Below are 22,730 nucleotides of genomic sequence, written 5' to 3' on the forward strand. Positions count from 1 at the left end.
GTGCATCGTGAACGCTTGGTTGAACTGCTCGTTCGACATGATCTGTAGGCCCGGACGGGCCAGCTCGGCGCGCATGAAGAGCGCCATCACGCCACCGATGAGGAAGAACGCGAACGACGTGGCGAGGTACATCGTGCCGATCGTCTTGTGGTCAGTGGTGGTGAGCCACTTGATGACCACGCTCCCGCGGTTCTGGCGCCGGACCGGCAGTTCGTCCGCGTAGTGGGACCCTGCTTCGGCGGCACCCTGGGGTTCGTTGAGGATGCTCACAGGTTCGTCGTCTCCCGGTCCTTCTCGTGGGCGGTCTGCTCGATGCCCGCGGGAACGTAACCGGTCTGCCCCTTCTTCGCGAGGTCCTTGAGGTGCTGCTCGTAGCGCTCGGGGGAGACGACCTTCACGTTGAACAGCATCCGGGAGTGGTCGACGCCGCAGAGCTCGGCGCACTTGCCCAGGAAGGTGCCCTCCTTGTTGGGGGTCACCTCGAAGGCGTTGGTGTGGCCCGGGATGACATCCTGCTTCATCAGGAACGGCACCACCCAGAAGGAGTGGATGACGTCACGCGAGGTGAGGACGAAGCGGACCGTCTTGCCCTTGGGGAGCCAGAGGGTCGGGCCGGGGTTGCCGGTCTGCGGGTTCCTCGTGGCGGGCGTGCCGAAGTCGTAGACACCGCCGGCGTTCGCCGGGAAGTCGTTCTTGAACCGGGACGGAATCGCGTCCAGGTTCTTGTCGGTCTTCGCGTCGCCCGTCGAGCCGGCCACGGGCTCGATGTAGTTGAACGCCCAGCTCCACTGGTACCCGACGACGTTCACGGTGACGTCGGGCTGCTTCTTGAGGCTGAGGAGCTTCGACTCGTCACGGGCCGTGAAGTAGAACAGGACCGAGACGATGACGAGCGGAACCACCGTGTACAGCGCCTCGATGGGCATGTTGTACCGGGTCTGCGGAGGAACCTCGACCTTGGTCCGGCTGCGCCGGTGGAAGATCGAACTCCACAGAATCAAGGCCCACACCAGCACGCCGGTGGCCAGCGCGGCTGCCCAGGAACCCTGCCAGAGGGAGAGGATCCGCGGAGCCTCTTCCGTGGTCGGGGTGGGCATGCCAAGGCGGGGGAAGTCCTTGTATGTGCAACCGGTGGCGGTCGCCAGGACCAGGCCCGCGGTCATTGCCTGCAGCAGCTTCCGCCGCATCGGGCGCCGCGGCGAGCGGTCGGAGCCGTTGGGACTCACGTAGCGCCTTCCCGAGAGTCTCGCCCGCGCGTGTGGCTGCGGCCTGCCTTCTTCGGTGGTCGGTCGCCGCCCTGCGTCGGGCAGGGGTTTGGATGTTTATGCGGACCAAACCCTAGCCGACGCCCATCCGGGGGTCGCGAGGAGGGGGGCCTACTGAGTTGGGGGTTCGCTGGATTGGCGGCTGCGGGCCCTCGGTGGCTGGTCGCGCAGTTCCCCGCGCCCCTGACGGTACTAGCGTTGGCCTGTGTCTTACTTCGATGCCGCTTCCTCTGCTCCACTCCATCCCGTTGCTCGTCAGGCGCTGTTGGCGGCCCTTGACGAGGGGTGGGCCGATCCCTCCCGGCTTTATCGGGAAGGGCGGCGGGCTCGGATGTTGTTGGATGCTGCTCGGGAGGCTGCTGCCGAGGCTGTGGGGTGTCGGGCCGACGAGCTGGTCTTCACCTCGTCCGGTACGCAGGCGGTTCACATCGGCATCGCCGGGGCACTCGCGGGTCGTCGGCGGGTGGGACGCCACCTGATCGTGTCCGCTGTCGAACATTCCTCCGTGCTCCATTCGGCTGAGCTGTTCGACGTGACCGAGGTTCCGGTGGGGCGGACGGGGGCGGTGAGTCCGCAGGCGTACGTCGATGCTCTTCGGCCCGATACCGCCCTGGCGTGTCTCCAGTCCGCCAATCACGAGGTGGGGACCGTGCAGCCGGTGGGTGAGGTGGCCGAGGCGTGCCGGGAGGCCGGGGTGCCGTTGCTGGTGGACGCGGCGCAGTCGTTGGGGTGGGGACCGGTCGAGGGGCCGTGGTCCGTGCTGACGGGCAGCGCGCACAAGTGGGGCGGTCCTTCCGGGGTCGGTCTGCTCGCCGTGCGGAAAGGGGTCCGGTTCTCGCCGCAAGGGCCCGCCGACGAGCGGGAGTCCGGGCGGGCGGCCGGGTTCGAGAACCTGCCGGCGATCGTCGCGGCGGCGGCCTCGCTGCGGGCGGTGCGGGCCGAGGCGGCGCACGAGGCGGTACGGCTGCGGGAGCTGACGGAGCGGATCCGGGTGCGGGTGCCTCAGCTGGTCGCCGACGTGGAGGTGGTCGGGGATCCGGAGCGGCGGCTGCCGGGGATCGTCACCTTCTCCTGTCTCTATGTCGACGGGGAGACCTTGCTGCACGAGCTGGACCGGGAGGGTTTCTCCGTCTCGTCCGGATCGTCCTGCACCAGCAGCACGCTGACGCCCAGCCATGTGCTGAAGGCCATGGGGGTGCTGAGTGAGGGGAATGTGCGGGTGTCGTTGCCGTTCGGGGCGGTCTCCGAGGAGGTGGACCGGTTCCTGGAGGTGCTGCCGGGCGCGGTGGCACGGGTCCGGGAGAAGCTCGGCGCGCCCCTCCCGGCGGTCGTGGTGCGTGAGGACGCGCTGGTGGTGGACGCCCTCGGGAAGCGGTGCCCGATCCCGGTCATCGAGCTGGCGAAGGTCATCGGTGACGTGCCGGTGGGCGGGACCGTCCGGGTCCTGTCGGACGACGAGGCGGCCCGCCTGGACATCCCGGCGTGGTGCGAGATGCGGGAGCAGGAGTACGTGGGCGAGGAGCCGGCGGACCGGGGTTCCGCATACGTGGTCCGCCGGGTCTCCTAGCCGGTCACTTGAGGTGCGTGCGGACCTCTTCCGCCGCCTCGTCGCCGTAGGCCTTGGTGAACCGCTCCAGGAAGGCGCCGCGCCGCAGCCGGTACTCCTGGGTTCCCACCGTCTCGATGACGAGGGTCGCCAGCATGCAGCCGACCTGGGCCGCGCGCTCCAGCGAGACGCCCCAGGACAGGCCCGACAGGAAACCCGCACGGAAGGCGTCGCCGACGCCCGTGGGGTCCGCCTTGCGCTCCTCCTCGGCGCAGCCGACGACGATCGGCTCCTCGCCGGCCTTCTCGACCTTCACTCCCTGGGCGCCGAGCGTGGTGACCCGGTGGCCCACCTTGGCCAGGATCTCCGCGTCGGACCAGCCCGTCTTGGACTCGATGAGCCCCTTTTCGTACTCGTTGGAGAAGAGGTAGGTGGCGCCGTCCAGCAGGATGCGGATCTCGTCGCCGTTCATACGGGCGATCTGCTGGGAGAAGTCCGCGGCGAACGGGATCCCTCGGGAGCGGCACTCCTCGGTGTGGCGGAGCATCGCCTCGGGGTCGTCGGCGCCGATGAGGACCAGGTCGAGGCCGTCCACGCGGTCGGCGACCGTCTTCAGCTCGATCTGGCGGGCCTCGCTCATCGCGCCCGTGTAGAAGGAGCCGATCTGGTTGTGGTCGGCGTCGGTGGTGCACACGAAGCGGGCCGTGTGCAGCGTCTCGGAGATCCGGACGGACGCGGTGTCGACGCCGTGCCGGTCGAGCCAGGCCCGGTACTCGTCGAAGTCGAAGCCCGCGGCGCCGACGAGGATCGGCTTGGTGCCGAGCTGACCCATGCCGAAGGCGATGTTCGCGCCGACACCGCCCCTGCGGACGTCGAGGTTGTCGACCAGGAAGGAGAGCGAGACCGTGTGCAGCTGGTCCGCGACGAACTGGTCGGCGAAGCGGCCGGGGAAGGTCATGAGGTGGTCGGTGGCGATGGAGCCGGTGACTGCGATACGCACGGCGAGGCTCTCCAGAGGAAGGGTGTATTGACGGTTAACGCTATCCGGTCCGTATGGAGTACTGCGAGGCGAACGGCGGCGCGGTGAAGCAGGTAAAACTACCCGATAGTAGATCTTTCTTCGCAGGCTCCGGGGTGCTTACGGTTCGGTCATGACCAACGTTGAGCTGTACGCCCCCGCCCCGGCCGACCTGGAAGCCGGTCTCGCCTCGCTGCTGGGCGACTGCGCCCGGATGGCTCCGCACTGGGCGGCCCCGGACCGGATCGTCTCCCTCCCGGTCTCCCCCTCCCTGATCCACGGTGTGACGGTCCCCGAGGGCTCCGCCCGATTGCTGGAGGCGATGTCGGAGTACGGCGACTGAGTACGACCGGTCAGGCCGCCCGAGTCACCCCGGCTGAGTGGGGCCGACCGAGTGGGGCCGACCGAGTCGGGCCCGACGTACAGCGCGTGCGTCGGCGCGTTCGAGGGAACCGCGCGCTCCCCCGCTGCGTCCCATCGCCGTCCCCCGGAAAGGGGATGCGGCCTACGACCCGTTCATCGACCCTTTGACAGGGTCGGGTCAGGGTCGAGGGACAGTTGCGCGGCAGAAGGAGCGATGCGGTGAACACCGAGCGACCCGACAACGGCGAAGCCTTGGGCGGCGGGGACGGGAAGGCTGTGGAAGCCCAGGGCGCCGAGGAGGCGAGGAACGCCGAGGAGAAGCGGGGTTCCACGGGTCCGGTCGACGGGGAGACCGCCGGCGTGGAGGGCGACGTGGAGACCGCCGGCGTGGAGGGCGACGAGGTGACCGGCGCCGTGGAGGGCGACGAGGTGACCGGCGCCGTGGCGAGTTCGGCGGAGCCGTCCGAGGACGTCACCGACGGCGACAGGAGCGAGTCCCCGGCCGGCGAGGCATCCGCCGAGGACGACGAGTCCCCGGCCGTCGTCCCCACGGCCACCGACGGACCCGCGGCACCTGCCGAACTCGCGGGCCCGGCCGAGCCCACTGTCTCCGCGGCCGCAACCGCTGACGAGCCCGAGCCCGAGCAGTCCACACCCGCTGGCGAACCCGAGCAGTCCACGCCCGCTTCCGACGCCGACGCCGCTCCGGAGGAGCCCGCTCTCCTGCCCGCTTCCGAGGCTCTCCCCGACTCCGAGGTCCCCCGCGACGAGGGGACCGGCGCCCCGCGCTCGGGGCGGTTCCGCTCCCCCGTCGCGATCGCCGCCGTCGCCGCTGCCGTGCTGCTGGTGGGCGGAGGCGGGGCGTATCTCGCCGCCAGTGGCTCCGGCGGGGCCGACGGGTCCGGTGAGGGAGCCACCTCCGGGGCGGCCGGGGACGACACCCCGCCGCCTCTCGCGCTCGACGGTTACGGCGGGGGCGAAGGAAAGGGGAACGGGATCGCGCCGGGCGAGCCTAATCCGTACGGCGCGACCTATCGCGTGGCCGGGAGCCTCCCCGAGGGGCCCGCTTCCGCGCCGGTGTACCGGGTTCAGGGGCAGGTCACCGAGGACGACGTGACGCGGCTCGCCGGGGCGCTCGGAGTGAGCGGGAAGCCGGTGGCGCAGGGGCAGGTCTGGCGGGTCGGGGCCACGGACGGCTCGGGGCCGAGTCTCCAGGTGAACCGGCAGGCGCCGGGCGCGTGGAACTTCCAGCGCTACTCCCCCGTCATCGACTACTGCGACAGTGCCACCGTGTGCGGGGCGAAGCCAGGCGCCGGCGCCGACGACGATCCGGTGAGCGCGGCCGCCGCCGTGAAGGCCGCCGCGCCGGTACTGAAGGCGGTCGGTCAGGGCGGTGCGAGGCTCGACACGAGCCAGGTCATCGGCGCCCAGCGGGTGGTGAACGCCGATCCGGTGGTGGGCGGGCTGCCCACGGACGGCTGGGCCACCGGCGTCACCGTGAACGCGCAGGGCGAGGTGGTCAGCGGCACCGGGCAGTTGAAGGCGCCGGTGAAGAGCGACACGTACCCCGTGCTGAGCGCCGAGAAGACGTTGGGCCTGCTGAACAAGGTGCCGACGACCGGTCACCGCATGGGCATCGGCGGCTGCGCCAGCCCCGTACCGCTGAAGGACCGTTTCGAGGCGCCGTGCGGGCAGTCGACGGCGAGCCCGGCGGGCGGCACGCTCACCGTGGACAAGGCGGTGTTCGGGCTGGCCTCGCACTTCGTGGGCGGCCGGCAGGCGCTGGTGCCGTCGTGGCTGTTCGAGGTGCGGCCGGCCGGGGCGGAGAAGCCCTTCACGGTGACGTATCCGGCGGTCGACCCGAAGTACATCGCCGCCCCCGCGACCGCGACGCCCGCCCCCTCGGACGAGCCCACCTCCGCGCCGAAGACGCGGGACGTCAGGATCGACGGCTACACGGCCGAGGGCGACGAGCTGACCGTGAGCTTCACGGGCGGGGTGTGCGCGGACTACTCGGCGTCGGCGAGCAAGAGTTCGGGTGAGGTGAAGGTCAAGGTGACGGCCAGGCCCTGGCGGGACAAGGTCTGCATCATGATCGCCAAGGAGATCCAGAAGACGGTGACTTTGGACGAACCGCTGGGCGACCGTGAGGTCGTGGGCACGGACGGCAAGCAGATCCCGCTGAACAAGGCCGGGGCGCGGCTGCCGGAGACCTCCGGGGCCAGGTGACGCCGAACACGCGAAAGGCGGCGGCCCCCTTGTGAGGGGGCCGCCGCCTTTCGTACGACGTGTTTCTCAGCCGAAGCCGGGCGGCTTAGCTGAAGGAGTCGCCGCAGGCGCAGGAGCCGGTGGCGTTCGGGTTGTCGATCGTGAAGCCCTGCTTCTCGATGGTGTCCACGAAGTCGATGGACGCGCCGCCCAGGTACGGGGCGCTCATGCGGTCGGTGACGACCTTGACGCCACCGAAGTCCTTGACCACGTCGCCGTCGAGCGAACGCTCGTCGAAGAAGAGCTGGTAACGCAGGCCGGAGCAGCCGCCGGGCTGGACGGCGACGCGCAGGGCCAGGTCGTCACGGCCTTCCTGGTCGAGCAGGGCCTTGACCTTCGCCGCGGCGGCGTCGGACAGAATGATGCCGTCGGTGACGGTGCCGGTCTCGTCCGATACGGACATCTACATCTCTCCCGGGTTGTACGGAGACTGCTTGCCGACTGGTGCAACCGGCAAGGCCGCGGATTCATTCCGGGCCGGACGCCGGATTTTCGGCGCCTTCTTCATGCTCGCACATGCCGCGGTGAGCAGAAAATGCCGCGTCCGGGCCTCACGAGCCCCGTTTCGGGATTCACGTCACATCGACGCAATGACCATCGTCAAAGTGACGTGAACCGGGTTATGATAGATAACGTCAGTTCGACGAAAAGTAGAAAGGGTGCGTGTCGTGACCACCGCCCAGACCACGGAGCTCGACGTACAGCCGACTCCGCTCGCCCTGTTGCTGCTCGGCCGCGAGGCCGACCCGAAGAGCGAGCGGGGCGTCGAGTGCCCCGGCGACCTGCCGTCTCCGTCCGACCCCGACCTGGTCGAGCGCGCCCGCGCGGCCAAGGAGAAGCTCGGCGAGAAGGTGTTCGTCCTCGGCCACCACTACCAGCGTGACGAGGTCATCCAGTTCGCCGACGTCACGGGCGACTCCTTCAAGCTGGCCCGGGACGCGGCCGCCCGCCCGGAGGCCGAGTACATCGTGTTCTGCGGTGTGCACTTCATGGCCGAGTCGGCGGACATCCTCACCTCCGACGACCAGAAGGTCGTCCTGCCCGACCTCGCCGCCGGCTGCTCGATGGCCGACATGGCGACGGCCGAGCAGGTCGCCGAGTGCTGGGACGTGCTGACCGACGCGGGCATAGCCGAGCAGGTCGTGCCGGTGTCATACATGAACTCCTCGGCGGACATCAAGGCGTTCACGGGCAAGCACGGCGGCCTGATCTGCACCTCGTCGAACGCCGAGCGGGCCCTGAACTGGGCCTTCGAGCACGGGGAGCCTCATTCAACAAAGGTGCTCTTCCTGCCGGACCAGCACCTCGGCCGCAACACCGCGGTCCGCGACCTGGGCATGTCCCTGGAGGACTGCGTCGTCTACAACCCCCACAAGCCGAACGGCGGTCTGACCGCCGAGCAGCTGCGGGACGCGAAGATGATCCTGTGGCGCGGCCACTGCTCGGTGCACGGCCGCTTCTCGCTGGAGTCGGTCGAGGACGTCCGGGCCCGGATCCCGGGCGTGAACGTCCTGGTGCACCCGGAGTGCAAGCACGAGGTCGTCGCCGCGGCGGACTACGTCGGCTCGACCGAGTACATCATCAAGGCGCTGGAGGCGGCCCCGGCCGGCTCGAAGTGGGCCATCGGCACCGAGCTCAATCTCGTACGCCGGCTCGCGAACCGTTTCGCCCCCGAGGGCAAGGAGATCGTCTTCCTGGACAAGACGGTCTGCTTCTGCTCGACCATGAACCGCATCGACCTGCCCCACCTGGTCTGGACCCTGGAGTCCCTGGCCGAGGGCAAGCTGGTCAACCGGATCCAGGTCGACCGGGAGACGGAGACGTTCGCGAAGCTGGCACTGGAGCGGATGCTGGCGCTGCCGTAGCAGTGCCCGCCCGCCACGGGCTCACCCCGGGTTCCGCTCGGGGTGAGCCGGGTCGAGGCTGAAGACGGTGCCGTCGGGGGTGCTCGCGATCAGCGCGCCGCCGTACGGCTGCACTCCGGACTTGGTCACCTCCCCGCTCGCGAGCTGCTCGGCGTACGCGCCCGTCTCCCACAGGAGCCTGCCCTTGCGGGCGTCGAGGGCCGCGACACGGCCGCTGATGCTGACGATGTACAGGGTGCGGGTCCGGGCGTCGTACGTCGGCCGGCCCGAGCCCTCGGCACCGGTCCGGGTCTGCCACAGCTCCTTGCCGGTCAGCGGGGACACGGCGGTCACCTGGCCGCTCGATCCGGCGATCCACAGGGTGTCGCCGGCCAGGGCCACCGAGCCCTCGTACGTCTTGGCCAGCTTCGTCGTGGAGCCGGTACCGGTGTCCGGGTCGACCAGCAGGATCGTGTCGAACGTCAGGTTCTGGAGGTCCGTCGTGGTGCCTGTGCCCCCGACGACGAAGGCCAGTCGGCCGTCCTCGACGCCGAGCAGACCGCTCCGGTGCGGGACCTTCAGGCGCCGGACGACCGAGCCGTCGTTCCGGTTCAGCTCCAGGACCTCCGCCTTACCGGTCTCGTCGTCCGGGAAGCAGTGCGCGTACAGGCCGGAACCGGCCGTCGGGAACAGGCAGAAGTTGCGGGCCGGCATCTGCGTGGTCCACCGGTCGGCGCCGGTGCGCGGGTCGCGGGCCGTGACCAGCCGCCCGCTCCTGTCGGTGGTCAGGACGAGGTCGCCCGACGCGGCGGAGTTGACGGTCACGTCGTTCACCGGGCGGGTCCACAGCTGATCGCCGCTGTGCACGTCGAGGGCGACGACGGTGACGGTGCTGTCCATGGCGTTGTCAGGGCGGGAGAGATGACGGACGATCACCGCGCCGCCCCGCACCCCGAGGAGCGTGAATTCGTTCCTCACGGTCTTGCCGGCGTCGGCGGACGCGAGGGAGGAGCGCCAGACGGTCTTTCCCGTACGGCCGTCCAGGCGCACCGGCAGGGTCTCGGTCCCCGCGCAGTAGACCGCGTCCTCGTACCTCTGGCAGGTCACCTCGCCCGGGGCTCTGCCGATGCCCCCCAATGGCTTGGTCTCGCCCCGTGGTGCCGTCTTGCGCACGGTCGTCTGCCAGGGCTGCCAGCCGGCGGGTACGGCCGCCCATCTGGATGCTCCGGCCGGGGAACCCCCGGACGCGGAGCCGTCGGGGAAGCCCGGCCCGAGGATGGTGTACCAGAGCAGGCCGAGGGCCACCGCGCCCGCCGTGCCGGCCGTCACCAGCAGCGGGCGGACCCGCCGGCCGGGGCGGGTCCGTGCCGGCGCCTCCCTCACGTCTGCCGGGCCGGGCCCGCGGGACGTCTCCTCCACGATCCGCGGTGCCTCTCTGCGGAGCGTCATGGTGTCCGAGGCGTCTGCCTCGGGCAGGGCGTCGGCGAACTCCTTGGCCAGCTGGTCGAGTTCGGGGCGGTGCGCGGCCTCCTTGGTCAGACAGCGCTCCAGGATCGCGCGCAGCGGCGGTGCCACGCCCTCGAGGACGGGTGCCTCATGGACGACCCGGAAGGCGGTCAGATAGGGGCTGTCGGCGTCGAAGGGCCCTCGCCCGGTGGCCGAGAACACCAGCAGCGCGCCGAGTGAGAAGACGTCGGAGGCGGGCCCGACAGTTCGTGCGTCGGTGAACTGTTCCGGGGACATGAAGGGCGGGGTGCCGATCATCTGCCCGGTCTCGGTGAGGGTGTTGTGGTTCTCGGCGGCGCGGGAGATGCCGAAGTCGATGACGCGGGGTCCGTCGTCGGCCAGCAGGACGTTGGCGGGCTTGAGGTCGCGGTGCACGACCCCGGCCCGGTGGATGTCCCGCAGCGCCTCCACCAACCCGAGGGCCAGCTGCCGCAGTTCGGCGTCCTTGAGGGCGCCCCGCTCGCGGATCCGGTCGGCGAGGGAGAGGCCGGGCACGTACTGGGTGGCCATCCAAGGTCGTACCGCCTCGGCATCGGCGTCCACCACCGGGGCTGTGAAGGCGCCGCTCACCTTGCGGACGGACTCGATCTCCTGGCGGAACCGGGCCCGGAAGACGGTGTCCTCGGCGTACTGGGCGTGCACGACCTTCACCGCGACCTCGCGCCCGGAGCGCGATCTGCCCCGGTAGACGACGCCCATGCCGCCGGTGCCGAGCCGGTCGAGCACCTTGTACCCGCCGACCGATTTCGGGTCGTCCTTGTGCAGCGGCACGCCCGAACCCCCTTCCCCCGTACATGGCAGTTCGCGAGCCCAGCATAGGTAATGGGCCCCGACGCAGGCGGGGGTCACCCGCTCCCGCGGGAGTTGAGCCGGGCCGCCTGGCGGGTCAGGTAGTCGCGTTCGGGGAGGTTGGGGGCTTTGCGGGCGGCCTCGGCGTACAGCAGAGCCGCGGTCGCGAGGTCGCCGTCGCGTTCGTGGAGGTAGGCGGCGACCGCGGTGTGGCGGGGCAGGGAGTCGTCCAGCGCTGCGAGGGCGGCCAGGCCCGCGCGGGGGCCGTCCGCCTCGCCCACGGCGACCGCGCGGTTGAGGCGGACGACGGGGCTGTCGGTCAGGCGGGCGAGTTCGTCGTACCACTCCACGATCTGCACCCAGTCGGTCTCCCCGGCGGTGGGCGCGTCGGCGTGCAGGGCGGCGATCGCGGCCTGGGCCTGGAACTCGCCCAGCCGGTCACGGGACAGGGCGCTCTGGAGGATCCGCACGCCCTCGGCGATCGCCGTGGTGTCCCAGCGGGTGCGGTCCTGGTCGGCGAGGGGCACCAGGCTGCCGTCGGGGGCGGTGCGGGAGGCACGGCGGGCGTGGTGGAGCAGCATCAGCGCGAGCAGGCCCGCGACCTCCGGGTGGTCGAAGGCCGCGAACAGCTGCCGGGTCAGGCGGATGGCCTCGGCGGCCAGGTCGAGGTCGCCGGAGTAGCCCTCGTTGAAGACCAGGTAGAGCACGCGCAGAACGGTGGCCACGTCGCCGGGCTGGTCGAACCGCACACCGGACACGGTCCGCTTGGCCCGGCTGATGCGCTGGGCCATGGTCGCCTCGGGGACCAGGTAGGCCTGGGCGATCTGGCGGGTGGTGAGTCCGCCGACGGCCCGCAGGGTGAGCGCGACGGCGGAGGACGGGGTCAGCGAGGGGTGGGCGCACAGGAAGTACAGCTGGAGCGTGTCGTCCACGGCGGACGCGGGGCCGGGCGCCGGTTCCTCGTCGACACGGTCCTCACGCCGGCGGCGTGCGGTGTCGGCGCGGGTCGCGTCGAGGAACTTGCGCCAGGCGACCGTGACCAGCCAGCCCTTGGGGTCCCGCGGCGGGTCGGCCGGCCAGACCCGCACCGCCTCGACGAGCGCGTCCTGGACGGCGTCCTCGGCCGCCGCGAAGTCGGCTCCGCGGCGGACGAGGATCGTCAGGACGCCCGGCGTGAGGCTCCTGAGCAGTGCCTCGTCGACCGGTGGGGCGGTCTTCTCAGCCATCGGCGGGGCGGTCGTCCCGTCCACCGGTGGGGCGGTCCGCTCATCCACCGGCGTGGCAGTCGTCCGTGGCGGTGGGCGAGGTCGCGTAGAACGGGCGCAGCTCCAGCCACTCGTGGATCGGTTTGCCGCCGGCACCGGGGGCGGCCGACAGCTCGCCGGCGAGTTCGAGGGCCCGCTCGTAGGTGTCGACGTCGATCACCATCCACCCCGCGATGAGGTCCTTGGTCTCGGCGAACGGGCCGTCGGTGACGGGCGGGCGCCCCTCGCCGTCGTAGCGCACCCACGTCCCCTCGGGGGCGAGCGCCTGACCGTCGACGAACTCCCCGCTCCTCTCCAGCCGCTCCGCGAAGTCTCGCATGTACTGCACGTGCGCGGAGATCTCCTCGGGCGTCCACTTCTCCATGGGCACGTCGTTGGCCGGAGCCGGAGCGCCGCGGTAGTGCTTGAGCAGCAGGTACTTGGCCATGGTGTCTCTCCTCGGTCCCGATGCGGCCCATTCTGGCCGCTCTCACCACGGGGACGGAGCGGGACGCGGGTTCTCGACATCGCCGGGGATTTTCTTTTTCCCCGGTTCTCGCGGAACGGCGGGAGCCCGCTCGGCGGTCAGCTCGAGACCGGGAACGGGCCCGGAATCACTCCGCCCTCGGCCGTACCAGCCCCGACTCGTACGCGATCACCACGAGCTGGGCCCGGTCCCGGGCGCCCAGCTTGGCCATGGCCCGGTTGACGTGGGTCTTGACGGTGAGGGGGCTGACCTCGAGGCGCTCGGCGATCTCGTCGTTGGAGTGACCGCCGGCGACCTGGACGAGGACCTCGCGCTCGCGGACGGTCAGGGCGGCGAGGCGTTCGGTGCGGAGCGGGTCCTGCTCCTCGTCGTCGCCCTGGGCGAGGAAGCGGGCGATCAGGCCCTTGGTGGCGGCCGGGGACAGCAGGGCCTCGCCGCCGGCCGCGACCCGGATGGCCGCGAGGAGTTCGTCGGGCTCGCTGCCCTTGCCGAGGAAGCCGGAGGCGCCGGCCCGCAGCGACCGCACCACGTAGTCGTCGACCTCGAAGGTGGTCAGGATGACCACGCGGACGTGCGCGAGGGAGGGATCCTCGCTGATCAGCCGGGTGGCGGCGAGACCGTCCGTGCCGGGCATCCGGATGTCCATGAGGACGACGTCGGCGCGCTCCTCCTTGGTCAGCCGCACGGCCTCGGCGCCGTCGGACGCCTCGCCGACGACCTCCATGTCCGGCTCCGAGTCGACGAGCACACGGAAGGCACTGCGCAGCAGCGCCTGGTCGTCGGCGAGCAGGACACGGATCGTCATACGGTCTCCCCCAGCTGGTCCTTGGCGGCGGATCGGGTCTTGACCGGCAGGATCGCATGGACGCGGAAACCGCCTCCGTAGCGGGGACCGGTGGTCAGGGTGCCGCGCAGGGCGGTGACCCGCTCGCGCATGCCCAGCAGGCCGTGGCCACCGCCGCCGTCCGGGTCGTGGTCCTCGCCGTTGCCGTTGTCAAGGACGGTGATCTCCACGTTCGGGCCGACGCGTACGACGCTGACCTCGGCCTTCGCCTCCGCGCCCGCGTGCTTCTGGACGTTGGTGAGGGCCTCCTGGATGACCCGGTAGGCGGCCAGGTCGACGGCGGCCGGGAGGGTGGTGCCGTGGTCGGCGCGGGCGACCTCGACATGGAGGCCCGCACTGCGGAAGGTGCCCACGAGCTCGTCGAGGCGGGCGAGGCCCGGGGCGGGTTCGGTGGGCGCCTCGGGGTCGCCGGACTGCCGGAGCAGGCCCACCGTGGCGCGGAGTTCGTTGAGCGCGGAGCGGCTGGCGTCGCGGACGTGGGCGAGGGCCTCCTTGGCCTGGTCGGGCCGCTTGTCCATGACGTGGGCGGCGACTCCGGCCTGGACGTTGACCAGGGCGATGTGGTGGGCGACCACGTCGTGCAGGTCACGGGCGATGCGCAGGCGTTCCTCGGCGACCCGGCGCCGGGCCTCCTCCTCACGGGTGCGCTCGGCCTTCTCGGCACGCTCCCGGATGGCCTGGACGAAGGCGCGGCGGCTGCGGACGGCATCGCCCGCGGTGGCGCCGATGCCGGTCCAGGCGAAGATGCCGAGGTTCTCCTGGGCGTACCAGGGCAGGGGACCCGCGAGCATGGCGGCACCGGTGAGGACGGTCATGGTGAGCAGCCCGACGCGCCAGGTGGTGGTGCGGTCGGTGGTGGAGGCGACCGTGTAGAGGGCGATGACGGCGGCCATGGCGACGGGGGCGCGGGGGTCGCCGGTGACGCATTCGATGACGGCGGCGGCACCGGTGACGGCGAGGACCGCGAGGGGGGCGCGGCGGCGCAGGACCAGGGCCGCGGCGGCCACCGCGATCAGGACGAGGCTGAGGGGGGCCGGGGTGCGCAGGCTCCAGCTGACGTCGTGCTCGCTGTGCGGGTCCACGAAGGAGCCGGCCACCATGCAGAGAAAGACCCCTGTGGCGAGGACGGCGTCCGCGGCGACGGGGTGTGCTTTGAGATGACGGCGGACTCGGTCTCGGGGGGTCACGTCTGATTCCGGCCTCGGGTGTGTGGGGTGCGCGTTCCGGGGGCTGTGCCCCCAGGCCCCCCTATCGGCCCTTGCGGGCCTCGTCCTCAAACGCCGGACGGGCTGAGTTCACCTGAACCGGCATCGCCCGGTACAGCCGTCAGCCCGGGATCAAGCCGTCGTCGCTGAGGAGTTCCCGGACCTCCTCCAACGTGGCGTCCGGGGAGGGGAGGATCAGTTCCGAGGGTTCCAGGGAGTCGTCCGGGAGGGGGTCGCCCAGGTCCCGGACGCGGGTGAGGAGGGCTTGGAGGGTGCGGCGGAAGCCCGGGCCATCGCCCTTCTCCATCTCGGCCAACAGCTCGTCGTCCAGTGTGTTCAGGTCGGCGAGGTGGCTGTCGGCCAGCCTCACCTGACCCTCCCCCATGATCCGTACGATCATGTCGCCCTCCTCGGCGTGGGCCCTACTGCTTGTCGAAGCGCGGGGTGTCCTGCGGCTGCTGCTGGGACTGCGACTGGCCGGTGCCGCCCTCGATCGCCTGCTGCGAGGACCCTCCCGCCAGCTCCGCCTTCATGCGCTGAAGTTCCAGCTCTACATCCGTACCACCGGAGAGCCGGTCCAGCTCGGCCTGGATGTCGTCCTTGTGCATGCCGGACTGGTCGTCGAGGGCGCCGGAGGCGAGCAGTTCGTCGATCGCGCCGGCCCGCGCCTGGAGCTGGGCCGTTTTGTCCTCGGCGCGCTGAATCGCCAGGCCCACGTCGCCCATCTCCTCGGAGATACCGGAGAAGGCCTCGCCGATCCGGGTCTGCGCCTGGGCCGCGGTGTAGGTCGCCTTGATGGTCTCCTTCTTGGTGCGGAAGGCGTCCACCTTGGCCTGGAGCCGCTGGGCCGCGAGAGTGAGCTTCTCCTCCTCGCCCTGGAGCGTGGAGTGCTGGGTCTCCAGGTCGGTCACCTGCTGCTGGAGCGCGGCACGGCGGGACAGCGCCTCACGGGCCAGGTCCTCCCGGCCGAGCGCGAGCGCCTTGCGGCCCTGGTCCTCGAGCTTCGAGGACTGCGACTGGAGCTGATTGAGCTGGAGCTCCAGGCGCTTGCGCGAGGTGGCGACGTCGGCCACGCCCCGGCGCACCTTCTGGAGCAGCTCCAGCTGCTTCTGATACGAGTAATCGAGGGTCTCGCGAGGGTCCTCGGCCCGGTCAAGGGCCTTGTTCGCCTTCGCGCGGAAGATCATCCCCATACGCTTCATGACACCGCTCATGGGCTTCGCGCGCCCCCTTCTGACGGACTTCCAGCTCCAGCTCTGCGACAGAACCCACAGTACGGGCCCTGCTTCCATTGACGCACTGTTCGGGGACCGATGCGCTCATCCCCAAGGACGACTGACGAATCCCTTGCTCCGGCGTAAGGAGTAGGTGACCTTCAGGGTCCCCGGGGTGAGTGACCCGTCACCGGGCGTCCCCTCTGTCCCCCTACATGACGACTGGTGTTGCCGGATCGTTCCCCACGGGGCTGGGGTCCAACCCCGGACACCCCTTACCCTTGGGTTTTGTGTTCCGTAGCCGTGCCACCAAGGAAGAGAAGGCCGCCGTCGCCGACAAGGCGCAGCTGACCGACTCCAAGCAGATCCGCGACCCGCAGGCCCCCAAGGGCAGGCCCACGCCCAAGCGCAGTGAGGCCCAGTCCCAGCGCCGCAGCGTCGCCAACACGCCGACCTCGCGCAAGGAGGCCTCCAAGAGGCAGCGCGACGAGCGCCGTGCGGCCCTGGACCGGCAGCGCCAGGCGCTGGCCGGAGGCGACGAGCGGTACCTGCCCGCGCGCGACAAGGGCCCGGTGCGCAAGTTCGCCCGCGACTTCATCGACTCGCGGTTCAACGTGGCGGAGTTCTTCCTGCCGATGGCCGTGGTCATCCTCGTGCTGAGCATGGTGCGGGTGGGCGCGCTCCAGAACATCGCGCTGCTGCTGTGGCTGGTCGTGATCGTGCTCATCGTGCTGGACGCGATCGTCAACGGCTTCCGGCTGCGCAAGCAGCTGCTCGCGCGCTTCCCGGACCACAACCGCAGGGGCGCGGTCGGCTACGCCCTCATGCGCTCCCTCCAGATGCGTCGCCTCCGGCTGCCGAAGCCCCAGGTCAAGCGCGGAGAGCGGCCCTGAGTACGACGTCTTTCTCCGGGGGTGCGGCCGACGCCTGGCTGGGCAAGCTGGGCGGGCTGCGGAACGTCGTACGGCAGGAGCTGGTGGCCCGGCAGCTCGACGAGCAGATAGTCGGGCGGTACCCGGTCGGACAGCGCCTCAGGGTGCTCGACGTGGGGATGGGGCAGGGTACGCAGGCGCTGCGGCTGGCCCGGGCCGGACACCAGGTCACCGGGCTCGAACGGGACTCCACGATGGTGGCGGCGGCCCGGCAGTCGCTGTCCGCCGAGCCCGAGGGCATCCGGGACCGGATGCGGATCATCGAGGGCGACGGCCGGGACACCGGGGTGCACTTCCTGCCGGGCAGCTTCGACGTCGTGCTCTGCCACGGCGTGCTCATGTACGTCGAGGAGCCCGATCCGCTGCTGGCCGGGCTGGCGCGAATGCTGGCGCCGGGCGGGCTGCTGTCGCTGCTGGTGCGCAACGGCGACGCGCTGGCGATGCGACCGGGGCTGGCCGCGGACTGGGCCGACGCGCTCGGCGCCTTCGACACCACCGCGTACCGCAACCGGCTGGGGCTCGATGTGCGGGCCGACCGGCTGGGCGCCCTGACCGCGACGCTCGCCGGCATCGGGGCGCCGCTCCAGGCCTGGTACGGCGTGCGGGTGTTCACGGACACGGCCACCGACGACGCCGAGGTGCCCGACGACATCGAGACACTGCTGGCCTGCGAGGAGCGGGCCGGACGGACGGATCCGTACCGGGGGGTGGCGGCGCTGCTGCACCTGTGCGGGGTGCGCGGCTGAGCCGGTGCCGGCGAACGGCAGGGAGGCGGGGCGGGGGCTCTTCCGGGCCCCCGCCCGGCGGACCTGTTCGGCGCCGCCGGCGAGCAGGGGCTTCCAGTACTCACCGAGCCAGGACTCGGCGTCTCCCTGGGTCGTGAACTCCTCGGGCTCGACCGCGGGCTCGGTCTCCGCACCGTCGGACTTCTCGAATCGCCAGGTCCATGTGGCCATGTGAGCCTCCCGTGTTTGAGCCGTTACGAAGAGCACCCTAAGCGGTTGGTCGTCGGACGCGGGGCGGTGGGGGGAGAGTCGGCGCGCTTGATCAACAGTGACCGGCGAGAATCGGTTGCGTGGAACTCACTTTGCTCGGAACAGGTGCTCCCGCCGGTCTCCCCCGACCGTCCTGCCCCTGCGCCGCCTGCGCAACCGCGGTCGCCACGGAGGCCCGGGCGGCCACCTCCGTACTCGTCGACGAGACGCTGCTGCTCGATCTCACGCCCGGCGCCGCCTTCGCCGCGGCGCGGGCGGGGCATTCACTCGCAGGTGTGCGGCAGGTTCTGCTGTCGCACCCCCACGACGGACCCCCCGTCGAGGTGCCCGCCGGGGTCCCCCAGCCGGGGCGGGTGCCGGACGGGCGGGAGTTGGCGCTGTTGACGGGGCATCGGGTGCGGGCCGTGGCGATGGACGCGCCGGGCACCGGGTACGCCGTGACCGGGCCGGACGGGCAGCGGGTGCTGTACCTGCCGCCGGGGGGCGCGCCCGCGGGGCTCGAGGAGGGGGCCGTCGAGGCGTACGACGTGGTGCTCGCCGATGTCGTACGGCGGCCGGACGCGCTGGCGCGGCTGCGGGCGGTGGGGGCGGTGGGGCCGACGACCGACGTGGTCGCCGTGCATGTCGACCATGACGTGCCGCCCGGCGCGGAGTTGCGGCGGAGGCTGGCCGCGGCCGGTGCGCGTGCCGTGCCCGACGGGACGACCCTCGCCGTCGGCGTCTACGAGGACGTGCCGGACGTACCGCGGCGGACGCTGGTGCTGGGCGGGGCGCGGTCCGGGAAGTCGGTGGAGGCCGAGCGGCGGCTGGAGGCGTTTCCCGAGGTGCTGTACGTCGCCACCGGGGGGTCGCGGAACGGGGACACCGAGTGGGCCTCGCGGGTCGCCTCCCACCGGGAGCGGCGGCCGGGGTCGTGGCGGACGACCGAGACGTGCGATCTGGTGCCGCTGCTGAAGGACGACGGGGCGCCGCTGCTGATCGACTGTCTGTCGCTGTGGCTGACGGACGCGATGGATGCCGTGGGGGCCTGGGACGACGCCGAGTGGGCCGGCGGCGGGGAGCGGGAACTGCGGTCGCGGGTGCGGGAGTTGACGGAGGCGGTGCGCGGGACGCGGCGAACCGTGGTCGCCGTCTCCAACGAGGTGGGTTCGGGCATCGTGCCGGCCACCGCCTCCGGCCGCCGCTACCGGGACGAACTCGGACGCCTCAACACGGCGTTCGCGAACGAGTGCGAGCAGGTGGTGCTGGTGGTGGCGGGCCAGGCGCTGGTCCTACGGGGCTGAGGGGGCCGGGGCGGACGGGTCGCTGACGCCGGTGTCCTGGACGTCAGGGGTGCGGGGGTCCTGGACGTCGGGGATGCGGGGGTCCTGGACGTCGGGGGCCTCGGCGTCCTGGACATCGGGGATGCCGGCGTCCCGGGTGCCCGTTTCGGCGGTGTCCACCGCGTCCCAGGCAGCCGTGTCCGGGGCGCTGCCCCTCCCGGCGACCGCGCCCCCCGCTGCTCCCCGCCCCGGGTTCGGCGGCTTGCGGGCGATCACCCTGTACGTCCTCGCGAAGCGGGTGCCGGACAGGAGGAGGGACGCGGTGCGGTCCAGGGCTCGGGCTGCGGGGAGGAGGCTGGGCGGGACGTGGGGGGTGAGGCGGGGCGGGATGTGGGCGGATCTGCGGGACGTGGCGACGATCGCGCAGCCCTGGGACTCCAGTGCGGGCCGTGGGTCGTCCGGTGACTCCACGAGCAGGTGGCCCCCGGGGCGCAGGACGGCGAGGGCGGCCCGGAGTTCGCGGGGATCGGCCGGCCGGTTCAGGAGGCTGACCACGTCGTAGCGGGCGCGGAGACGGGCGGCGAGGTGCGGGTCCGTCAGAGCGCCCCGGTAGCCCTCCTCCAGGCGCTCGACGGCCTGGGCGTGCAGGACGCGGGGCGTGGGGTCGATGCCGTCGAAGGCGGTGTAGGGGAAGAACGTGCGGGCCGCCTCCGGGAAGTCCGCGTCCCCCGTCCCCACGTCCAGCCAGCTCTCCGGCTCCGGCAGCCACCGCAGTGCCCGTGCGGTGGAGCGGAGACGCCGTACGGAGGGGGCGGTCGGTGCGGGCATGGGGCCTCCCGGGGACGCACGGAGTTCAGCGCGGCAATCCAGCACGGCAATTCAGCATGGCAATTCGCTACAAAACGGAACGTATGGGATCCCGATCCGGGGTGCAATGACGTCGTGGCCCCGTGGCGCCGCCGTGTTCGATCAGGGCCGGTACTGTTCGGCGAATGAGCTCGCTTAATCTCGACGACTTCACCGATCTGATCGAGCGCCCCGACGGCGGGGTGCGTCGCGACGCCGAGGCGCGCCGGGAGCGGCAGGTCGTGCCGCCCGGGTCGCTGGGCCGCCTCGACGAACTGGGTGAGTGGCTGGCCGCGGCGCAGTCGGCCGTTCCGGTACGGCCGGTCGAACGGCCGCGGGTCGTGCTGTTCGCCGGTGACCACGGGATCGCCGCGCAGGGGGTCTCCGGACGCCCCGCGGGCAGCGCGTCGGAGCTGGTGCGGGAGGTCCTGGAGGGCGGCCGTCCGGTGTCGGTCCTCGCCCGGCGGCTGGGCGTGCCGGTGCGGGTCGTCGACATGGCGCTGGACTGCGATCCGCAGGCGCTGCCGGAGGACGTCGTACGGCATCGGGTGCGGCGCGGGAGCGGTCGTATCGATGTCGAGGACGCGTTGACGCTCGAGGAGGCGGAGGCCGCTCTCCGGGCCGGGATCGCGGTCGCCGACGAGGAGGCCGACTCCGGTACCGATCTCGTGGTGCTCGGCGATGTGAGCGTGGGCGGGACCACGGCGGCGGGCGTGCTGGTCGCCGCGCTGTGCGGGACCGACGCGTCCGTGGTGACCGGGCGCGGCGGGACCGGGATCGACGACCTGGCGTGGATGCGCAAGTGCGCGGCGATCCGGGACGCGCTCAGGCGGGCGCGGCCGGTGCTCGGGGACCAGTTGCAGCTGCTGGCGACGGTCGGCGGCGCCGATCTCGCGGCGATCACGGGCTTCCTGCTCCAGAGCGCGGTGCGCAAGCTGCCGGTCGTGCTGGACGGGGTCGTCGTGTCCGCCTGCGCGCTGGTGGGCCAGCGGATCGCGTTCCGGGCCCCGGACTGGTGGCTGGCCGGGCAGAACAGCGGGGAGCCGGGGCAGACGAAGGCCCTGGACCGGATGGCCCTGGAGCCGCTCCTCGACCACGGGGTGACCGTCGGCGAGGGCGCGGGCGGGCTGCTGGCCCTGCCGCTGGTGCAGGCCGCGGCGGCGCTGGCCGCCGAGCTGCCGGAGAAGCCGGACGTCGCTTCGGAGAAGCCCGAGTCCGCGGAGTCCGAGAAGGAGGAGTAGGGGTTCGGCCGGTCGGGCACCGCAGGGCCGCGCCGCCGTGGCTGAGCGGCGTCACGGCGGCGAAGCGGGGCAGGATCACCCTTTATGGGAGATGTCCTGGATTCCGGTGCCCGTGCCCGTCGACCGTCCAGCGCCGCCTCACGGCGGGCCGCCGGGTTCGCCGTCTGGTACCTGCGGGTCGTCGCGTTCGTCAACTTCCTCAGCGCGGTGTGGGTGACGCTGGGGCAGGACGTACGGCGGCACAACCAGGAGGACTACTTCACGCCGTATCTGCTGACGGCGGGATTCGCCTCCGGGGTGTTCACGGCGTTCCTCGCCATCACCATGCGGCGCCGCAAGCGGGCCGCGTGGATCCTGAACCTGGTGCTCTCCGGGGCGTTCCTCGCGCTGTTCGTCTTCGCGATGGCGTTCCCGGAGATCCGCCGGTACGCGCAGAACTGGATCTCGCTGGTCCTCACCGCCGCGTTCGTCGTCGCGCTGCTGGTGGGCCGGCGGGAGTTCTACGCCAAGGGCGACCGGTCCAACCCGCGGCTCGCGGCGGCCGTCGCGGTCGGCGGACTGCTGGTGTCCTCGCTGCTCGCCGCGGTGCTGGTGACCGTCACCAACGAGGCGTCGACGTCGTCGAACTTCGCGCAGCGGTGGTGGTACGGCACCCTGCGGCTGGTCTCCGTGGCCGCCGACGACTCCCGCTTCGACGGCATCGTGACGCCGAACTGGGTCGACGTCGTCATCAACGTGCTCAGCACGATCCTCGTGCTGGCCGTCTTCTACGCCGCCTTCCGCTCCCGGCGTGCCGTCGACCCGCTCACCGAGGACGACGAGCGGCGGCTGCGGGAACTCCTCGACAAGCACGGGGAGCGGGACTCCCTCGGCTACTTCGCGCTGCGCAGGGAGAAGAGCGTCGTGTGGTCGCCGACCGGGAAGGCAGCCGTCACCTATCGGGTGGTCAGCGGGGTCTCCCTGGCCTCCGGCGACCCGATCGGGGACCCGGAGGCCTGGCCGGGGGCGATCGAGCCGTGGCTCGCCGAGGCGCGGGAGCACGGGTGGCTGCCGGCGGTGATGGGCGCGGGCGAGGACGCGGGCACGGTGTACGCGCGGCACGGCATGGACGCACTGGAGCTGGGTGACGAGGCGATCGTGGAGATCGCCGACTTCACCCTGGAGGGCCGTGCCATGCGGACCGTCCGGCAGGCCTACAACCGGGTCAAGCGGGCCGGGTACACGGTCCGGATCCGGCGCCACGAGGACATCCCCGCCGAGGAGATGGAGGCGCTCGTACGGCGGGCCGACGACTGGCGGGACGGGGCCACCGAACGCGGCTTCAGCATGGCGCTGGGGCGGCTCGGGGACCCCGAGGACGGCCGGTGCGTGGCGCTGGAGTGCCATGACGGCCAGGGTGAGCTGAAGGCGGTGCTCTCCTTCGTGCCCTGGGGGCCGCACGGGCTGTCGCTCGACCTCATGCGCCGGGACCGCGACGCCGACAACGGCCTCATGGAGTTCATGGTCATCGAGCTCCTCAACCGGGCCCAGGAGATCCAGATCACCCAGGTCTCACTCAACTTCGCGATGTTCCGTTCGGTCTTCGAACGTGGGGCACGGCTCGGCGCCGGGCCGGTACTGCGGTTGTGGCGATCACTGCTCAGCTTCTTCTCCCGCTGGTGGCAGATCGAGTCGCTGTACCGGGCCAACGCCAAGTACCGGCCCATCTGGGAGCCGCGGTTCCTGCTCTTCGAGAAGAGCGCGGACCTCCCCCGGATCGGCATCGCCTCGGCCCGCGCGGAGGGCTTCCTGGAGGTGCCGGGTCTGCCGGGGTGGCTGCGGCGGCGGGAGCACCTGAGTACGCACAGATGAGGACGGTGGG

The 22,730-nt window shown here is 71.6% G+C and carries 21 protein-coding genes; 9 read left to right on the top strand and 12 right to left on the bottom strand.

Annotated elements, in window-relative coordinates; genetic code table 11:
* Positions 1-270 (bottom strand): cbb3-type cytochrome c oxidase subunit I (locus tag IF54_RS40105; protein ID WP_037821134.1); only part of this gene is annotated, 270 nt, incomplete at its 3' end.
* The gene (gene coxB, locus IF54_RS0137685) at positions 267-1,226 is read right to left on the bottom strand and encodes a cytochrome c oxidase subunit II (RefSeq protein ID WP_030327177.1); all 960 of its coding nucleotides are present in this window, start codon (positions 1,224-1,226) and stop codon (positions 267-269) included. The genes IF54_RS40105 and coxB, both read right to left, overlap by 4 nt.
* 244 nt (positions 1,227-1,470) lie before the next feature.
* On the opposite strand from coxB, the gene IF54_RS0137690 reads away from it, so the two are divergent.
* Positions 1,471-2,832 carry a cysteine desulfurase/sulfurtransferase TusA family protein gene (locus IF54_RS0137690; RefSeq protein WP_030327178.1) on the top strand — a complete coding sequence of 454 codons (1,362 nt, stop codon included), beginning with the start codon at positions 1,471-1,473 and terminating at the stop codon, positions 2,830-2,832.
* 4 nt (positions 2,833-2,836) lie between these two features.
* On the opposite strand, the gene IF54_RS0137695 is transcribed toward IF54_RS0137690, so the two are convergent.
* Positions 2,837-3,811 (bottom strand): carbohydrate kinase family protein, encoded by a 975-nt coding sequence (locus IF54_RS0137695; protein ID WP_030327179.1) that lies wholly within the window; start codon positions 3,809-3,811, stop codon positions 2,837-2,839.
* Positions 3,812-3,962: 151 nt separating this feature from the next.
* Here IF54_RS0137695 and IF54_RS0137700 point away from each other — a divergent pair, with 151 nt between their 5' ends.
* On the top strand, positions 3,963-4,172 hold the full coding sequence (locus IF54_RS0137700) for a hypothetical protein (RefSeq protein ID WP_020137381.1): 210 nt from the start codon (positions 3,963-3,965) through the stop codon (positions 4,170-4,172).
* Positions 4,173-4,411: 239 nt separating this feature from the next.
* The gene (locus IF54_RS0137705) at positions 4,412-6,421 is read left to right on the top strand and encodes a membrane protein (protein ID WP_030327181.1); all 2,010 of its coding nucleotides are present in this window, start codon (positions 4,412-4,414) and stop codon (positions 6,419-6,421) included.
* An 85-nt stretch (positions 6,422-6,506) separates the two neighbouring features.
* Here the strand turns inward: IF54_RS0137705 and IF54_RS0137710 are convergent, their stop codons facing one another.
* Complete coding sequence (locus IF54_RS0137710; RefSeq protein WP_020137379.1) at positions 6,507-6,863, bottom strand: iron-sulfur cluster assembly accessory protein; 357 nt, start codon at positions 6,861-6,863, stop codon at positions 6,507-6,509.
* Positions 6,864-7,128: 265 nt separating this feature from the next.
* Here IF54_RS0137710 and nadA point away from each other — a divergent pair, with 265 nt between their 5' ends.
* Positions 7,129-8,325 carry a quinolinate synthase NadA gene (gene nadA, locus IF54_RS0137715; protein ID WP_030327182.1) on the top strand — a complete coding sequence of 399 codons (1,197 nt, stop codon included), beginning with the start codon at positions 7,129-7,131 and terminating at the stop codon, positions 8,323-8,325.
* Between the two features lie 21 nt (positions 8,326-8,346).
* Here nadA and IF54_RS0137720 read toward each other — a convergent pair whose 3' ends face one another.
* The 7 genes from IF54_RS0137720 to IF54_RS0137750 form a co-directional block, all read right to left on the bottom strand.
* Positions 8,347-10,581 carry a protein kinase domain-containing protein gene (locus tag IF54_RS0137720; protein WP_030327183.1) on the bottom strand — a complete coding sequence of 745 codons (2,235 nt, stop codon included), beginning with the start codon at positions 10,579-10,581 and terminating at the stop codon, positions 8,347-8,349.
* A 74-nt stretch (positions 10,582-10,655) separates the two neighbouring features.
* Positions 10,656-11,825, bottom strand: a complete 1,170-nt coding sequence (locus tag IF54_RS0137725; protein WP_030327184.1) for an RNA polymerase sigma factor — start codon at positions 11,823-11,825, stop codon at positions 10,656-10,658.
* A gap of 40 nt (positions 11,826-11,865) precedes the next feature.
* Complete coding sequence (locus tag IF54_RS0137730; RefSeq protein ID WP_030327185.1) at positions 11,866-12,291, bottom strand: YciI family protein; 426 nt, start codon at positions 12,289-12,291, stop codon at positions 11,866-11,868.
* A gap of 166 nt (positions 12,292-12,457) precedes the next feature.
* Positions 12,458-13,135, bottom strand: a complete 678-nt coding sequence (locus tag IF54_RS0137735) for a response regulator (protein WP_030327187.1) — start codon at positions 13,133-13,135, stop codon at positions 12,458-12,460.
* Positions 13,132-14,361: a sensor histidine kinase gene (locus tag IF54_RS0137740; protein WP_030327189.1), complete on the bottom strand. Its 1,230-nt coding sequence runs from the start codon at positions 14,359-14,361 to the stop codon at positions 13,132-13,134. The genes IF54_RS0137735 and IF54_RS0137740 overlap by 4 nt, the downstream gene beginning before the upstream one ends.
* A 139-nt stretch (positions 14,362-14,500) precedes the next feature.
* Entirely contained in the window at positions 14,501-14,779 is a 279-nt protein-coding gene (gene pspAA, locus IF54_RS0137745; RefSeq protein WP_020137372.1) for a PspA-associated protein PspAA, read from the bottom strand.
* A 22-nt stretch (positions 14,780-14,801) separates the two neighbouring features.
* On the bottom strand, positions 14,802-15,566 hold the full coding sequence (locus IF54_RS0137750; protein WP_028809590.1) for a PspA/IM30 family protein: 765 nt from the start codon (positions 15,564-15,566) through the stop codon (positions 14,802-14,804).
* A 317-nt stretch (positions 15,567-15,883) separates the two neighbouring features.
* On the opposite strand from IF54_RS0137750, the gene IF54_RS0137755 reads away from it, so the two are divergent.
* From IF54_RS0137755 to IF54_RS0137765, 3 genes are all read left to right on the top strand, one after another.
* The gene (locus IF54_RS0137755; protein WP_030327190.1) at positions 15,884-16,486 is read left to right on the top strand and encodes a DUF3043 domain-containing protein; all 603 of its coding nucleotides are present in this window, start codon (positions 15,884-15,886) and stop codon (positions 16,484-16,486) included.
* A gap of 83 nt (positions 16,487-16,569) precedes the next feature.
* Positions 16,570-17,271 carry a class I SAM-dependent methyltransferase gene (locus IF54_RS0137760; RefSeq protein WP_030327191.1) on the top strand — a complete coding sequence of 234 codons (702 nt, stop codon included), beginning with the start codon at positions 16,570-16,572 and terminating at the stop codon, positions 17,269-17,271.
* 329 nt (positions 17,272-17,600) lie between these two features.
* Positions 17,601-18,803, top strand: coding sequence for a bifunctional adenosylcobinamide kinase/adenosylcobinamide-phosphate guanylyltransferase (locus tag IF54_RS0137765; protein ID WP_030327192.1), 1,203 nt, complete (start codon positions 17,601-17,603; stop codon positions 18,801-18,803).
* On the opposite strand, the gene IF54_RS44280 is transcribed toward IF54_RS0137765, so the two are convergent.
* Positions 18,792-19,610 (bottom strand): class I SAM-dependent methyltransferase, encoded by an 819-nt coding sequence (locus IF54_RS44280; protein WP_199821296.1) that lies wholly within the window; start codon positions 19,608-19,610, stop codon positions 18,792-18,794. The two genes, IF54_RS0137765 and IF54_RS44280, sit on opposite strands and share 12 nt — an antisense overlap.
* A gap of 164 nt (positions 19,611-19,774) precedes the next feature.
* Here IF54_RS44280 and cobT point away from each other — a divergent pair, with 164 nt between their 5' ends.
* Together cobT and IF54_RS0137780 are read left to right on the top strand one after the other, a co-directional pair.
* Positions 19,775-20,869 (top strand): nicotinate-nucleotide--dimethylbenzimidazole phosphoribosyltransferase, encoded by a 1,095-nt coding sequence (gene cobT, locus IF54_RS0137775; RefSeq protein ID WP_030327194.1) that lies wholly within the window; start codon positions 19,775-19,777, stop codon positions 20,867-20,869.
* Positions 20,870-20,953: 84 nt separating this feature from the next.
* Positions 20,954-22,720, top strand: a complete 1,767-nt coding sequence (locus tag IF54_RS0137780) for a phosphatidylglycerol lysyltransferase domain-containing protein (RefSeq protein ID WP_030327195.1) — start codon at positions 20,954-20,956, stop codon at positions 22,718-22,720.
* Positions 22,721-22,730: the final 10 nt, after the last annotated feature.

Source organism: Streptomyces sp. NRRL B-3229 (genome assembly GCF_000719505.1).
Lineage (GTDB): Bacteria > Actinomycetota > Actinomycetes > Streptomycetales > Streptomycetaceae > Streptomyces > Streptomyces griseorubiginosus.

Bases quoted from the DNA above. Each gene is read 5' to 3' on its own strand.
- IF54_RS0137700 (WP_020137381.1), top strand. From the start codon at position 3,963: ATGACCAACGTTGAGCTGTACGCCCCCGCCCCGGCCGACCTGGAAGCC.
- IF54_RS0137710 (WP_020137379.1), bottom strand. From the start codon at position 6,863: ATGTCCGTATCGGACGAGACCGGCACCGTCACCGACGGCATCATTCTG.
- IF54_RS0137725 (WP_030327184.1), bottom strand. From the start codon at position 11,825: ATGGCTGAGAAGACCGCCCCACCGGTCGACGAGGCACTGCTCAGGAGC.
- IF54_RS0137730 (WP_030327185.1), bottom strand. From the start codon at position 12,291: ATGGCCAAGTACCTGCTGCTCAAGCACTACCGCGGCGCTCCGGCTCCG.
- IF54_RS0137735 (WP_030327187.1), bottom strand. From the start codon at position 13,135: ATGACGATCCGTGTCCTGCTCGCCGACGACCAGGCGCTGCTGCGCAGT.
- pspAA (WP_020137372.1), bottom strand. From the start codon at position 14,779: ATGATCGTACGGATCATGGGGGAGGGTCAGGTGAGGCTGGCCGACAGC.
- IF54_RS0137750 (WP_028809590.1), bottom strand. From the start codon at position 15,566: ATGATCTTCCGCGCGAAGGCGAACAAGGCCCTTGACCGGGCCGAGGAC.
- IF54_RS44280 (WP_199821296.1), bottom strand. From the start codon at position 19,610: ATGCCCGCACCGACCGCCCCCTCCGTACGGCGTCTCCGCTCCACCGCA.
- cobT (WP_030327194.1), top strand. From the start codon at position 19,775: ATGAGCTCGCTTAATCTCGACGACTTCACCGATCTGATCGAGCGCCCC.
- IF54_RS0137780 (WP_030327195.1), top strand. From the start codon at position 20,954: ATGGGAGATGTCCTGGATTCCGGTGCCCGTGCCCGTCGACCGTCCAGC.